This is a genomic window from Bacillus sp. FSL W8-1202 (genome assembly GCF_038006165.1).
GTDB classification, from domain to species: domain Bacteria; phylum Bacillota; class Bacilli; order Bacillales; family Bacillaceae; genus Bacillus; species Bacillus subtilis.
In genome coordinates, this window is record NZ_JBBOUR010000002.1 from 36,495 (window position 1) to 50,180 (window position 13,686).

Below are 13,686 nucleotides of genomic sequence, written 5' to 3' on the forward strand. Positions count from 1 at the left end.
ATGAGGTCATCGAGACAAAAAGCCTCTATTTCTAAACTGGATCTCGACCAATTCGTATTTACACCGCCTGGACCGATGGGGTGGCAGGCTCATGACTCAATCCCAGCTGAGAAGGGAGAAGAGGAGAAGCATTTAGATATGGGCAGCATTCGAGAGCTCCCTCACATCAATGCATCGAAAGAATATCAAGAAGAAACGAAGGAAAAGGAAACAGATCACAAAATCGTCGATGATGAAGAAGAAACAAAATTCGAAACCACTCCGGAGCCTGAGGAGGAGCGTGATTCGAAACGCTCAGCGCCCCCATATGAAGAAGAGGATGAAGAAGAACCAGACGTAGCAGAGGAAGCTAGAGTGGAAATCATTATTCTTCCAAGTGAATCTAAACCAGCTCCATGGTTTTCTCAAACCGTAAAGCGCAAGGCATAAAGTCATATTTATGCCTTTTTTCATGTTCTCTGCAGCAAAAAAACAGCCCGTTTTGCAACACGAGCTGTAGGTTTTATGTTTTTGCTTTCACAAAAAGCTATTGATAGATGATAAATCAAAATTTCGCGTCAGAAAAGGCGGCGGAAATTGTTTGTTTTTCGGGGTCAGAACGGATTGGTAAACAGTATTGAGCATTTTTGCAGCATGGGTAAAGGTAAATAAAGCTTCTACATGCTGTCGGGCGTTTTTTGTCATTTTGTTCATTAATTCTTGATCTGTAAAGGCTCTGTCAATTGCTTTTGCAAATGAAGAAGGTTTGTTGTAGCTGTCGATGACAAGGCCGGTGACTTCGTGTTTTACGACTTCACTGTTTCCGCCCCGGTTTGTGGTAATTAAGGGCGTGCCGGCCGCCATTGCTTCATAATTCACACGGGCGAGGGGTTCGTTCCACTGAGAGCTGCACACAAATACATCTGCCATCAGAAAAAGGTTTGGGATGTCGTCTGCGGGAATAAATTTTGTAAAGATTATGTGGTCTCTGTATGGCAGCGCCAGCTTACGCAGATAGGTTACATATTGGTTTTCGCTGTCATCGCTGAACCACTTCCCGCCTGCTATGACCAGTACAGCATCAGGGTGCTGCTGCAAAATCCGTCTCATGCTGTGTATGAGAAGGTGAGGTCCTTTTGTCGGGCTTAAGCGGCCGGCGAATAAAATAACTTTTTTATCTTCAATACCGTATTTTTTCCGGTATGTTTTTCTGACAGCCGAGCCTTTCATCGTCCAGACGGGCGGATAAGAGTTTAAATCAACGCCGGAATACACAACTTTTGTGATGTCCGCGGCTTCAGGGAAACGTTCAATAACGGTTTGTTTAATAAATTTGCTCACAGTTGTGATCATGGAGACATTGTCGAGTACTTCTTTTCCTTGCGCGAAGGTCATCTTTTTTTCAGAAAACATTTCGTTATGCAGGCTCAGAACGATCTTGCTGTTTGGTGAGGCTTTTTTATATAAAGAGACATTTAAAGGCCTGTTGAACACATGAATGAGATCAAAGGAAGAGGCTCGCAGCTCTTCGGCTACCGCCTCGCGGTAATGTTCTTTTGGCAGATGGATATAATGTACGCCGTCTTTTGTTTCTCTTTTTGGAAGCGATGGATCTTCTATTGAAAAAATGGTCAGGTCGTACCTGCTGCTGAAATAGGGCGTGACACCGTCAATCATCATTTGAATAGCGCCGCCGCGTACTGCGGGCGCCGGCAGCTTTTCTGTACAGATAAAGGCAAGCTTCATTTTTATTCCCCCTGATACAGCGACGATAAATAGGCGATTTCGTTGGTCAAGCCATTCTTTAAGGATGTGGCGGGATCATAATGCAAGAGCTGTTTTGCTTTTGTAATATCCGCCCACGTGTTGCTCGGTTCCCCTGCTATTTTGTCCGAAAAGTGCAGTGTTGCTTTTCTACCAGAAATATCCTCAATGAGGGAGACAACCTTTAAGACTGAGGCACGCTCTGCGCCGCCGATATTTACTGTTTCACCAATAAGATGGGGTTTCCCAAGAACAGCGGTGATGCCTTTGACACAGTCACCGATATAAGTGAAATCTCTTGACTGCTGCCCATCACCGAAGATGGTAAGCGGCTTTTGGTGAAGATGCTGCTTAATGAGCCGGTGAAAAGCCATATCCGGCCGCTGTCTTGGCCCGTATACGGTAAAAAAACGGAGAATCACAATTGGAATGCCAAAGCTCTGTTGATACACATGGCAAAGCTTTTCTCCCGTAAGCTTTGTTACCCCGTACGGAGATAAAGGAGAAAGCGACGTGTTTTCGCTGACTTTTCCTTGTTTTTCGCCATAGACGGAAGAGGTGGATGCAAAGATGAACGTTTGAATAGAATGTTCCCGGCACGCCTCGAGGAGCCTTTGGAGCGCTTGGATATTATGCGCGGCATATGGGTGAAAATGATTGCCCCAGCTTGAGCGGACTCCCGGTATGGCCGCCAAATGAAAGATGACGTCTACTTCTTCCAGTAAGGGAGCAAGATCCGCTGTCAGCAGATTTTCCTTTATGAACGTAAATCGCTTTTCCGACAGCAGGTTTTTAAGGTTTTTTAATTTCAAGGAAAATGGAGTAGGACCGATAAAGTCATCAATTCCGATAACGTTGTGTTTCTTATCTTTTAGTAATTCTTCGCAGAGGTGGGAGCCGATAAAGCCCGCTGCTCCTGTGACGAGTATTTTCATGGACGGCCAACTCCCGTACAGATCAGGCCGCAAGCCTCGATCAGTTCTTTTTTCAGTACGTTGCGCCCGTCAATCACAAGACGCCCTTTCATGATATCTGCAGCCTTTTTCCAATCAAACGCTAAAAACTCAGACCATTCTGTCGCCAAAAATAAAAAGTCACTCTCTTCGATCGCATCAAAAGCTTGAGAATGCTGAGTTATATGTTGCCGCAAATGTTCTGGAAGTACAGCTTCAGGATCATATGCATGAACATCACATCCCAGCTCCGCCAGCCTTTCCATCAGTCTGACAGCCTGAGAATTCCTGATGTCATCGGTATTCGGTTTGAAGGAAATGCCGAGTACAGCTGCTTTCTTGCCTTGAAGTGTTTCGAAGAATGACTGTATTTTTTTGATATACAAGCCGAGCTGGGTGTCATTAATGTGCTGCACGGCCCGGAGCAAGAAGGTTTCCGTGTTTTTTTCCTGGGCAGCAAATTGCAGCGCCTGCAGATCCTTTGGAAAACAAGAGCCTCCGTATCCGATGCCTGCCTGCAAAAAGTGCTTCCCGATCCTTGGGTCTAGACCGATAGCGCGGGAAATATCTGAGATATCTGATTGATAGGCTTCACATATGCGGGCCATTTCGTTAATAAACGAAATTTTGGCCGCTAAAAAGAAATTGTTGGCATATTTGATCAGCTCTGCTCCCGCTAAGCTTGTAACGATAAAAGGGGTATCAATGTGTTTGTAAATGGATTTGACGATGGCTGCCGATACGTGATCTTCTTCCTGAACACCGATGACTGTTTTGTCAGGATGCAGCATGTCATATAAGGCATTGCCTTCCCGCAGAAACTCCGGATTGGATACGACATTAAAGAGGTTTCTAGACACTCCGGAGGCAATCAGCTGTTTTGCTATGTTTTCATTTGTCCCGGGCGGAACAGTGCTTTTCGTAATAATGGTTTTATACGATCGGATTGACTCGCTTAAATCACCGATGACGGACTGCAGGGCTTTCGTATCAGCTGATCCGTCCGAACGCGGCGGGGTTCCGACTGCGATAAAAATAACGGGACATTCCTCCATGCTCGATTTCACTTCAGAAGAAAACGAGAGATTGCCGCAACGAAGTATTGCATCTGAAAGCCCAGGCTCATAAAAGGGAATGACTCCTTTTTTCAGCTGCCCGATTTTTTTGACGTCTTTGTCTGTGCATATCATGTCATGTCCGATGGATGCCAGTGCCGCTGATAGGGTTAAACCGACATACCCGGCGCCAACCACACAAATTTTCATCACCTGAGCTCCTTTACAAGATTACTGGTCATATATCAATATCCTATTAAAAAAGGGCTGGTTCGTGATTCCGCTTTCTGCCCAGTTGCTTCCGCCTAATTTCAGATGTACAAACATCGGGATGCGCTCTTGGAATATCATGTAATAAACATGAGCTGAGGGGAAAATGACATGATAAAAAAAGCGATCATTCCTGCAGGCGGATTCGGCACGAGAAATCTGCCGGTGACGAAGGTGATTCCGAAAGAAATGTTTCCGGTAGGGTCTAAGCCTGTGATTCATTATCTTGTTGAAGAATTAAAGGAGTCAGGCATTGAGGACATTTTGATGGTTGTATCGAGCCATAAAAATCTGATTGTCGACTATTTTGATTCCTCTTTGGCACTTGAGGCTTTTTTGGCCTCTAAGAATAAACTGCATTTGCTTAGTGAGCATCCCATTCCGGATATACGGATTCACTATGTGCGCCAGCCTTATGCAAAGGGTCTTGGTGACGCCATTTGTTTCGGAAAGCAATTTGCAGGCGGAGAGCCTTTTGCAGTCGTTTTGCCAGATGATCTGATTTTTTCCGCCAATCAGCCGGCTTTGGGGCAGCTGATTGAAGCGTATACGAAATATCAGTCCAGTGTAATCGGCTTAAAAGAAACAAAAACGGAGGATTTACATCATTACGGGGTGATAAAAGGGGAGCCTGTTGAAAAAGGGCTTTATCGCATCCAGGATATTGTGGAAAAGCCTAAACAAAACCCTCCGTCTCATTTTGCCGCAGCAGGGCGTTATATTTTCACACCGGATATTTTTAATGAGCTGGAGGCATTAGAAGCTGACAGCGGAGGAGAAGTGCAGGTAACGGATGCGATAAAAGCTTCGCTCGGGGCATGTGCCGTATACGGGAAATTGCTAGAGGGCGAGCGGTATGATATCGGCCTGCAAAAGGATTATCTGAAGCTGATTTACGATATGCTGAAAACGGAAAAGAACCCCCAATAATCGGGGGTTCAATCAGCGTGGAGATCGCCGAATGTGGTCATGATTCCCTCTTCGTCAAGTTCTTCTTCATAGCGCTCATGGGCTCTGCTTTGATAAACGGTAATTTCTTTTCCAGTGATATCTGTAGCGATGAAATTTTCGTAAGACTCCGTATTGCCGATATTCTCTTCGGCATTCATCGTCATATCGTCATAGCTTAGCGGAGGGTTTTCCATATCCTGCGGCGTTTGTGAGTTCCCATATTTTTCGACATCCTGATAGGAATCCTCACTGTCATATGGCGCTCTGATTTCTTCATCATCATCAAATTCAAATTGCCCGAATGGTGTTTCTTCTTCAATCGGACGGTCTTTGGAAACAACGTCCTGTGACGAATACTCCGCGAGGGTTGTGGCAGTCGGAAGCGCTTCAAGTCGTTCGAAAGGGATTTCCTCTCCGCTGACTTCACAAATGCCATACGTACCGTTTTCTATCGCCTTCAATGAATGCTCAATGTCCCGAAGGTGTTCTCTCTCATGCAAGTCTAGAGCGATGTCTTTCTCACGCTCGTAAAGTTCTGTCGCCTGATCGCCGGGATGGTTGTCGTATGCCGAAAGCTCACCCCACGAATCATAAGGAAAGGCTGAATTGAGCTGAAAATGGTCATTGTCTTTGAAACGGTTTAAGATATCTTTTTTTGTTTGTTCGAGTTCATTTTTTAAATGCTGAAGCTGTTCTTTCGTAAGCAATGTAATCGCCTCGTTTCTCTGTGATGCATACCTTTAGTATGAACAGATCGCCTGAGAAATTTCATAAAGGCGGGTGGAGGAATATAGGAGGTTTTCCTTTTATGGTAAGCGGATACAACCTTTGCTATCAGTGGAGAAAGAAATTTAAGCTTTGTTTCTTTTTCATTTCTGAAATTAGGTTTATAATAGGTAAGGCAGGCCATTTGGACTGCATGATCTGTGTTTGACACAAAGGAGACACAGGTGTATGGTATTAAAAGCATTTTAAGGATTATGGAGGAATGTCTCATGGTGACAACGGTGCAGCGTACGTTCCGAAAGGAAGTTCTACATGCATTACATAAAGCCAAAGAAGTCAACCATGCTGTCTTAATAAGCTATTCGAGACAAATCGAGTCTCTTGACCCTCTATCATTTTTCAATTACGGAGCAAAAAAATATACAGGCAATCGATTTTTTTGGTCAGATCCTGAAAGTGAATTGACAATAGTCGGTCTTGGCAAAGAAGCGGTTTTCCAGACAAATCAAAAAAACAGCGAGCGGTATCGTGAGGTTTTTGAACAATGGGAGCGCTTTAAAAAGACGGCTTTTCATATTTATGAAGAAGAAAAGCTGCAGCATTCTGCAGTGGGACCTGTGTTATTTGGAGGATTTTCTTTTGACCCTTGCGAAGAAAGAGGTTCACAATGGGACCATTTCTCGGAAGGGGATTTCTTTGTGCCTGCGCTTATGCTGACGATGACTGCTGAAGGCCCGTTCTTAACAGTTAACAGATGGGTAAGCGGAGGAGAAGACGCAGAAGCTGTTTTAGAAGGTTTAAAAGCTTTTGCGGCGGAATTTATGGTTCCCGATTTCAAGCAAGAAGATCAGGCTGTGATGGCAGCAGCCGAAGAGCTGGATAAGGATGATTGGCTGAAAGCAATCGAAACGGCCACAAGCCAAATTAAAGAGAAACAATATGATAAGGTTGTTCTTGCCCGAGAGCTGCTGCTCACGTTTGACGGTCCAATCCAAATTGAACCGGTGCTTAAAACGCTTCTGGACGATCAGCAGACAAGCTATGTTTTTGCAATTGAACAAGAAGGCAAAACTTTTGTCGGCGCGTCTCCGGAAAGACTGATCAAAAGAGACGGCGGCACTGTCATGTCTTCCTGTCTGGCAGGCTCCATTAAACGAGGCGTGAATGAAGAAGACGACCGCCGGATAGGCCTTGAATTATTAAACGATGAGAAAAACCTGCTTGAGCATGATATTGTGGTAGGTATGATTCATAATGCTTTTGTATCAAGCTGTTCAGAAGTTGAAAAGCCTGATGGACCTGTTTTGTACAAAACAAAAAGCGTTCAGCACCTGTTTACGCCGATTGTCGGACAGCTGCGCGAGTCTGCATCGATTTTTGACTTAATTGAGAAGCTGCATCCCACTCCGGCGCTTGGGGGAGCACCTCAGGAAAAAGCTGTTGACGTGATCAGGGAGATTGAACCGATGTCTCGCGGCTGGTATGCGGCCCCTATCGGCTGGATTGACAGCCAGGATAACGGGGAATTCGCGGTAGCCATTCGTTCAGGGCTCATCGAAGGAAGCGCAGCAAGGCTGTTTGCCGGGTGCGGTATTGTGGAAGACTCGGAACCAATCTCGGAATATGAAGAAACACAGATTAAATTGAAGCCGATGATCTCTGCATTAGGAGGTGAGAGGCGTTGACAGTCAACCCGATTACTCATTACATCGGAAGTTTTATTGATGAATTCGCCCTTTCCGGAATTACGGACGCCGTCGTTTGTCCGGGCTCAAGATCTACACCGCTGGCTGTTCTTTGTGCCGCGCATCCCGATATCAGCGTCCATGTCCAAATTGATGAAAGATCTGCCGGATTTTTTGCCTTAGGTTTGGCAAAAGCGAAGCAGCGTCCCGTACTATTGATCTGTACATCTGGAACAGCCGCGGCCAACTTTTATCCGGCTGTGGTTGAAGCCCATTATTCAAGGGTGCCTATTATTGTGTTAACTGCTGATCGGCCTCATGAGCTGCGCGAAGTAGGCGCACCGCAGGCTATTAATCAGCACTTCTTATTCGGTAACTTTGTTAAGTTTTTCACAGACTCTGCTCTTCCTGAAGAGTCTCCGCAAATGCTGAGATACATCCGAACGCTGGCAAGCCGCGCTGCCGGAGAAGCACAAAAGCGCCCGATGGGGCCTGTCCATGTGAATGTGCCGCTGCGCGAACCGCTGATGCCGGATCTTTCAGATGAGCCGTTTGGAAGAATGAGAACAGGCCGTCATGTGTCTGTGAAAACGGGTACGCAGTCTGTTGACCGCGAGTCCCTGTCTGATGTGGCTGAGATGCTCGCAGAGGCTGAAAAAGGAATGATCGTCTGCGGAGAGCTCCATAGTGATGCGGATAAGGAAAACATTATTACGCTGTCAAAAGCGCTTCAGTATCCAATTTTAGCGGATCCGCTGTCTAATCTGCGGAATGGTGTTCATGATAAAAGCACTGTTATTGATGCGTATGATTCGTTTTTAAAAGATGATAAGCTGAAGCGGAAACTTCGTCCTGATGTTGTCATTCGGTTTGGACCGATGCCTGTTTCAAAACCGGTTTTCTTATGGCTTAAGGATGATCCGGCGATTCAGCAAATAGTGATTGACGAGGATGGAGGCTGGAGAGATCCGACGCAGGTAAGCGCGCATATGATTCATTGTAATGCGTCTGTTTTTGCTGAGGAGATCATGGCAGGCCTTACTGCTGCTGCCAGATCCTCAGAGTGGCTGGAAAAGTGGCAGTTTGTCAATGGGCGGTTCCGCGAGCATCTGCAAACAATCAGCAGTGAAGATGTTTCGTTTGAAGGCAATCTCTATCGAATCCTTCAGCATCTTGTGCCTGAAAACAGCTCGCTGTTTGTGGGAAACAGCATGCCGATCAGGGATGTTGATACGTTTTTTGAAAAGCAGGACCGCCCTTTCCGGATTTATTCAAACCGGGGAGCAAACGGGATAGACGGTGTCGTCTCCTCTGCCATGGGGGTATGTGAAGGAACAAAAGCGCCTGTTACCCTTGTGATTGGAGATTTATCTTTTTATCACGATTTAAACGGCCTGCTGGCGGCCAAAAAGCTGGGTATTCCTCTTACTGTGATTCTTGTCAATAATGACGGAGGAGGGATTTTCTCCTTTTTGCCGCAGGCTTCTGAAAAGACACACTTTGAAGATTTGTTCGGCACACCGACAGGGCTCGATTTCAAGCATGCGGCTGCACTTTACGGCGGAACGTATTCATGCCCGGCTTCTTGGGATGAATTCAAAACAGCTTACGCGCCGCAGGCAGACAAGCCCGGACTCCATTTGATTGAAATCAAAACGGATCGCCAATCAAGAGTCCAGCTTCATCGCGATATGCTGAATGAGGCTGTGCGGGAAGTGAAAAAACAATGGGAACTGTAAACATAACGGTATCAGATGGTGTCCGATATGCAGTGGCAGACGAGGGACCGAATGCTTCCGAAGCCGTCGTCTGTCTGCACGGGTTTACCGGCAGCAAACAATCATGGACTTTTCTTGATGAGATGCTGTCTGATTCACGTTTGATCAAAATTGATTGTTTAGGGCATGGGGAAACGGATGCCCCGCTGAATGGGAAAAGATACAGCACAAGCCGGCAAGTTTCTGACCTTGCCGAGATTTTGAATCAATTAAAACTTCACAAAGTGAAATTGATTGGGTATTCTATGGGAGGAAGGCTTGCTTACTCTTTTGCGATGACATATCCCGAGCGGGTATCGGCACTTGTGCTTGAAAGCACGACGCCGGGGCTCAAAACACTTGGGGAACGGCGGGAACGAATTATGCGGGACCGGAAGCTTGCTGATTTTATTTTAAGAGACGGGCTCAAAGCGTTTGTTGCGTATTGGGAGAATATCCCTTTGTTTTCATCTCAGCAGAGGCTGGCTGAAGATATTCGGCACAGGATACGATCGGGCCGTCTGCGGAACAATAAGATCGGGCTTGCGAACAGTTTAACCGGCATGGGCACCGGTTCACAGCCTTCCTTCTGGAGCCGTGTAGAGGAAATAGATGTTCCTGTGCTTCTGATCTGCGGGGAGTGGGACGAAAAATTTTGCGCCATCAATCAAGAGGTGCATAAGATGCTTCCTTCTAGTAGAATAGAGATTGTTCCAAAAGCAGGACATACGGTCCATGTGGAACAGCCGCGATTGTTTGGTAAAATAGTGAGTGAGTTTTTGACAAGCATCTGACTCATTCACATAGAGAATAAAAGGAGGTCATCATATGGCTGAATGGAAAACAAAACGGACATACGATGAGATATTGTATGAAACGTATAATGGCATTGCAAAAATAACAATCAACCGACCTGAGGTACATAATGCGTTTACCCCTAAAACGGTTGCTGAAATGATTGATGCGTTTGCTGACGCAAGAGACGACCAAAACGTTGGGGTTATCGTGCTTGCCGGTGCAGGGGACAAAGCATTTTGTTCTGGCGGAGACCAAAAAGTGCGCGGCCACGGTGGATATGTAGGAGACGACCAGATCCCTCGTCTTAACGTATTGGATCTTCAGCGTTTAATCCGCGTCATCCCGAAACCGGTTGTTGCGATGGTGTCCGGATATGCGATCGGCGGAGGCCATGTGCTTCACATCGTATGTGACTTGACAATTGCTGCGGACAACGCAATTTTTGGACAAACAGGCCCTAAAGTGGGAAGCTTCGATGCAGGTTACGGTTCTGGCTACCTGGCTCGAATTGTAGGACATAAAAAAGCACGTGAAATCTGGTACCTATGCCGTCAGTACAACGCACAGGAAGCACTGGACATGGGTCTTGTCAACACAGTCGTTCCTTTGGAACAGCTTGAAGAAGAAACGATTAAATGGTGTGAAGAAATGCTTGAAAAAAGCCCGACCGCACTGCGCTTTCTTAAAGCTGCGTTTAACGCGGACACAGACGGACTTGCTGGAATTCAGCAGTTTGCAGGGGATGCTACCCTTCTTTACTACACAACAGATGAAGCAAAAGAAGGCCGTGATTCCTTTAAGGAAAAACGCAAACCTGATTTCGGACAGTTCCCTCGTTTCCCGTGATCAGCAATACTTAGTAAACCAACAGCTTGAGACTTTGCGGTCCAAGCTGTTTTCTTTTCAATACAGACATTTTACCTCGGAGATGATGACATGCTGACAGAACAGCCTAACTGGCTCATGCAGCGGGCACAGCTGACACCTGAGAGAATCGCTCTCATCTATAGAGACCAAACAGTGACATTTGCAGAATTATTTGCCGCGTCTAAGCGAATGGCGGCACAGCTTGCCGCTCATTCGGTTCGGAAAGGGGATACTGCGGCTATTTTGCTCCAAAACCGTGCAGAAATGGTATACGCCGTTCACGCTTGTTTTTTGCTTGGTGTTAAGGCGGTGCTTTTGAATACGAAGCTGTCAACACATGAAAGGGTGTTTCAGCTGGAGGATTCGGGATCCGGCTTTTTATTGACAGATTCAAGCTTTGAGAAGAAAGAATATGAACACATCGTTCAAACGATTGATGTGGATGAACTGATGAAAGAAGCAGCAGAGGAAATTGAGATTCAGGCTTATATGCAAATGGATGCAACGGCAACGCTGATGTATACGTCGGGTACGACAGGAAAGCCCAAGGGAGTTCAGCAAACGTTCGGAAACCATTATTTCAGTGCGGTGTCGTCCGCTCTTAATTTGGGTATAACAGAACAAGACCGCTGGCTTATCGCATTGCCGCTCTTTCATATCAGCGGATTGTCCGCATTATTTAAATCTGTGATCTATGGAATGACTGTCGTGCTTCACCAGCGTTTTTCCGTAAGCGATGTGCTGGATTCTATCAACAGGCATGAAGTGACAATGATATCTGCGGTGCAGACTATGCTGGCCAGTCTTTTGGAAGAAACAAACCGCTGCCCTGAATCCATCAGATGCATTCTTCTCGGCGGCGGTCCTGCACCGCTGCCATTGCTTGAGGAATGCCGTGAGAAAGGATTCCCTGTCTTTCAGTCATATGGAATGACAGAAACATGCTCGCAAATTGTTACCCTGTCGCCGGAATTCAGTATGGAAAAGCTCGGATCTGCGGGGAAACCGCTGTTTTCGTGTGAAATCAAAATAGAGCGGGACGGACAGGTATGTGAACCGTTTGAACACGGTGAAATCATGGTCAAAGGCCCGAATGTCATGAAAAGCTATTTTAACCGGGAGAGCGCAAACGAAGCCTCTTTTCAAAATGGCTGGCTGAAAACAGGTGATCTTGGTTATTTGGACAGCGAAGGCTTTTTATATGTATTAGACAGACGTTCAGATCTGATCATATCCGGCGGAGAAAACATTTATCCGGCCGAAGTGGAGTCAGTGCTGCTTTCACATCCCGCTGTGGCCGAAGCCGGGGTTTCAGGGGCTGAGGACAAAAAATGGGGGAAAGTGCCTCACGCCTATCTTGTCCTTCACAAGCCTGTGAGCGCAGAAGAATTGACTGCCTACTGCAAAGAACGCTTGGCGAAGTATAAAATTCCGGCAAAATTCTTTGTGCTTGACCGCCTGCCGCGCAATGCGTCTAATAAGCTCTTGCGAAAACAGCTGAAGGATGCGCGTAAAGGAGAACTGCTATGATCGAAATAGAAAAAATCACGCTTTACCATTTGAGCATGAATTTAAAGAAACCGTTTAAAAACAGTATCGAAACGCTTCAAGAGCGTAAATTTCTGATCGTGGAAGCCATTGATACATCAGGTGTCACAGGCTGGGGAGAAGTTTCCGCTTTCTCTTCGCCTTGGTACACCGAGGAAACCATTGGAACATGTTTGCATATGCTAAAAGATTTTTTTATCCCAAATGTCGTCGGCCGTGAATTCAATCATCCTTCAGAAGTGCCGGACAGCCTGGCGCGGTATAAAGGAAACCGGATGGCAAAAGCGGGACTTGAATCGGCTGTATGGGATATTTATGCCAAAAAGAAGGGCGTATCCCTTGCTGAGGCATTGGGCGGAACAAGAGATAAAGTCCCTGCCGGGGTGGTAGTCGGCCTGGCGCCTCTTGACGATATGCTGAAGGAAATTGAGAGCTATCAAAAAGAAGGTTATCAAAGAATAAAAATTAAAATTCAGCCTGGGCAGGATGTGGAATTGGTCAAGGCCATCCGCAGCCGATTCCCAAACATCCCGCTTATGGCCGATGCCAATTCCTCTTACGAACTGAAGGATATCAGCCGTTTAAAGGAGCTTGATGACTATCATTTAATGATGATTGAGCAGCCGCTCCAAGCTGACGATATCGTTGACCACCGCCACCTGCAGAAACATTTGAAAACGGCCATTTGCCTTGATGAGAGCATTTGTTCAGTTGATGATGCGAGACGGGCGATTGAGCTAGGAAGCTGCAAAATTATTAATATAAAACCTTCTCGTGTCGGCGGCTTAACAGAAGCCTTAAAAATTCATGATTTATGCAAAGAGCATCATATGCAGGTTTGGTGCGGAGGAATGCTGGAAACAGGCATATCAAGAGCGCAGAACGTGGCGCTTGCTTCACTGCCTCAATTCACAATACCTGGCGATATATCTTCATCCTCACGCTATTGGGATGAAGATATTGTAACTCCTGATATTCGTATTGATAATGGATTTATTTCTGTGTCAAAACAGCCTGGTTTAGGGGTTGAGGTAAACCAAGATATTATGCGAAAATATGTGACCAAAATGGATGTTTTCACACAGCATGGTTAAGAAAAAAGCATTTTGCTATTTTGAATAAATGACACTGTGCTGTTACAGTAAAAGTGTTCGTTGAATACATCCCTTCTCGTTTGGACCGGCTGCTGACCCAGCCGGTTTTTTTATGTAAATCAGCTTGACAAAAATGGCCAAACGCGATAATTTTGCATAAGGGAAACTTTTTGTCCTGTGTAAATAAAACATGCTTTTGGCTAATTTAATGTCATATGTCTAAGAACTGACAACATAAG

The 13,686-nt window shown here is 45.9% G+C and carries 11 protein-coding genes and 1 pseudogene; 8 read left to right on the top strand and 4 right to left on the bottom strand.

Annotated features, from left to right (window positions below):
* Complete coding sequence (locus NSQ09_RS20245) at nucleotides 1-429, top strand: hypothetical protein (protein WP_014480647.1); 429 nt, start codon at nucleotides 1-3, stop codon at nucleotides 427-429.
* Nucleotides 430-502: 73 nt separating this feature from the next.
* Here the strand turns inward: NSQ09_RS20245 and NSQ09_RS20250 are convergent.
* The 3 genes and pseudogenes from NSQ09_RS20250 to NSQ09_RS20260 all read right to left on the bottom strand — a co-directional run bounded on the left by NSQ09_RS20250 (nucleotide 503) and on the right by NSQ09_RS20260 (nucleotide 3,961).
* Nucleotides 503-1,725: pseudogene (locus NSQ09_RS20250) on the bottom strand (glycosyltransferase family 4 protein).
* Between the two features lie 2 nt (nucleotides 1,726-1,727).
* Nucleotides 1,728-2,678, bottom strand: coding sequence for an NAD-dependent epimerase/dehydratase family protein (locus NSQ09_RS20255; RefSeq protein WP_144453540.1), 951 nt, complete (start codon nucleotides 2,676-2,678; stop codon nucleotides 1,728-1,730).
* On the bottom strand, nucleotides 2,675-3,961 hold the full coding sequence (locus NSQ09_RS20260; protein ID WP_088272451.1) for a UDP-glucose dehydrogenase family protein: 1,287 nt from the start codon (nucleotides 3,959-3,961) through the stop codon (nucleotides 2,675-2,677). Before NSQ09_RS20260 ends, NSQ09_RS20255 begins: the two co-directional genes overlap by 4 nt.
* A 171-nt stretch (nucleotides 3,962-4,132) precedes the next feature.
* Here NSQ09_RS20260 and NSQ09_RS20265 point away from each other — a divergent pair, with 171 nt between their 5' ends.
* On the top strand, nucleotides 4,133-4,951 hold the full coding sequence (locus NSQ09_RS20265; protein WP_041337033.1) for a UTP--glucose-1-phosphate uridylyltransferase: 819 nt from the start codon (nucleotides 4,133-4,135) through the stop codon (nucleotides 4,949-4,951).
* An 8-nt stretch (nucleotides 4,952-4,959) separates the two neighbouring features.
* Here NSQ09_RS20265 and NSQ09_RS20270 read toward each other — a convergent pair whose 3' ends face one another.
* Nucleotides 4,960-5,679, bottom strand: coding sequence for a yteA family sporulation protein (locus NSQ09_RS20270; RefSeq protein WP_041337034.1), 720 nt, complete (start codon nucleotides 5,677-5,679; stop codon nucleotides 4,960-4,962).
* A 288-nt stretch (nucleotides 5,680-5,967) separates the two neighbouring features.
* Here NSQ09_RS20270 and NSQ09_RS20275 point away from each other — a divergent pair, with 288 nt between their 5' ends.
* From NSQ09_RS20275 to menC, 6 genes are all read left to right on the top strand, one after another.
* Nucleotides 5,968-7,383, top strand: a complete 1,416-nt coding sequence (locus tag NSQ09_RS20275; RefSeq protein ID WP_017695436.1) for an isochorismate synthase — start codon at nucleotides 5,968-5,970, stop codon at nucleotides 7,381-7,383.
* The gene (gene menD / locus NSQ09_RS20280) at nucleotides 7,380-9,122 is read left to right on the top strand and encodes a 2-succinyl-5-enolpyruvyl-6-hydroxy-3-cyclohexene-1-carboxylic-acid synthase (protein WP_341032574.1); all 1,743 of its coding nucleotides are present in this window, start codon (nucleotides 7,380-7,382) and stop codon (nucleotides 9,120-9,122) included. Before NSQ09_RS20275 ends, menD begins: the two co-directional genes overlap by 4 nt.
* Entirely contained in the window at nucleotides 9,110-9,934 is an 825-nt protein-coding gene (gene menH, locus NSQ09_RS20285) for a 2-succinyl-6-hydroxy-2,4-cyclohexadiene-1-carboxylate synthase (RefSeq protein ID WP_041337037.1), read from the top strand. The genes menD and menH overlap by 13 nt, the downstream gene beginning before the upstream one ends.
* A gap of 34 nt (nucleotides 9,935-9,968) precedes the next feature.
* Nucleotides 9,969-10,784 (top strand): 1,4-dihydroxy-2-naphthoyl-CoA synthase, encoded by an 816-nt coding sequence (menB, locus tag NSQ09_RS20290; RefSeq protein WP_003229054.1) that lies wholly within the window; start codon nucleotides 9,969-9,971, stop codon nucleotides 10,782-10,784.
* 90 nt (nucleotides 10,785-10,874) lie between these two features.
* Complete coding sequence (locus NSQ09_RS20295; RefSeq protein WP_017695439.1) at nucleotides 10,875-12,335, top strand: o-succinylbenzoate--CoA ligase; 1,461 nt, start codon at nucleotides 10,875-10,877, stop codon at nucleotides 12,333-12,335.
* A complete protein-coding gene (gene menC, locus NSQ09_RS20300; protein ID WP_003229057.1) occupies nucleotides 12,332-13,447 on the top strand; it encodes an o-succinylbenzoate synthase in 1,116 nt (371 codons plus the stop codon). Before NSQ09_RS20295 ends, menC begins: the two co-directional genes overlap by 4 nt.
* Nucleotides 13,448-13,686: the final 239 nt, after the last annotated feature.

Coding starts and splice junctions, on each gene's coding strand:
- NSQ09_RS20260 (WP_088272451.1), bottom strand. CDS start 3,961: ATGAAAATTTGTGTGGTTGGCGCCGGGTATGTCGGTTTAACCCTATCA.
- NSQ09_RS20265 (WP_041337033.1), top strand. CDS start 4,133: ATGATAAAAAAAGCGATCATTCCTGCAGGCGGATTCGGCACGAGAAAT.
- menB (WP_003229054.1), top strand. CDS start 9,969: ATGGCTGAATGGAAAACAAAACGGACATACGATGAGATATTGTATGAA.
- menC (WP_003229057.1), top strand. CDS start 12,332: ATGATCGAAATAGAAAAAATCACGCTTTACCATTTGAGCATGAATTTA.
- NSQ09_RS20245 (WP_014480647.1), top strand. CDS start 1: ATGAGGTCATCGAGACAAAAAGCCTCTATTTCTAAACTGGATCTCGAC.
- menH (WP_041337037.1), top strand. CDS start 9,110: ATGGGAACTGTAAACATAACGGTATCAGATGGTGTCCGATATGCAGTG.
- NSQ09_RS20275 (WP_017695436.1), top strand. CDS start 5,968: ATGGTGACAACGGTGCAGCGTACGTTCCGAAAGGAAGTTCTACATGCA.
- NSQ09_RS20295 (WP_017695439.1), top strand. CDS start 10,875: ATGCTGACAGAACAGCCTAACTGGCTCATGCAGCGGGCACAGCTGACA.
- NSQ09_RS20255 (WP_144453540.1), bottom strand. CDS start 2,678: ATGAAAATACTCGTCACAGGAGCAGCGGGCTTTATCGGCTCCCACCTC.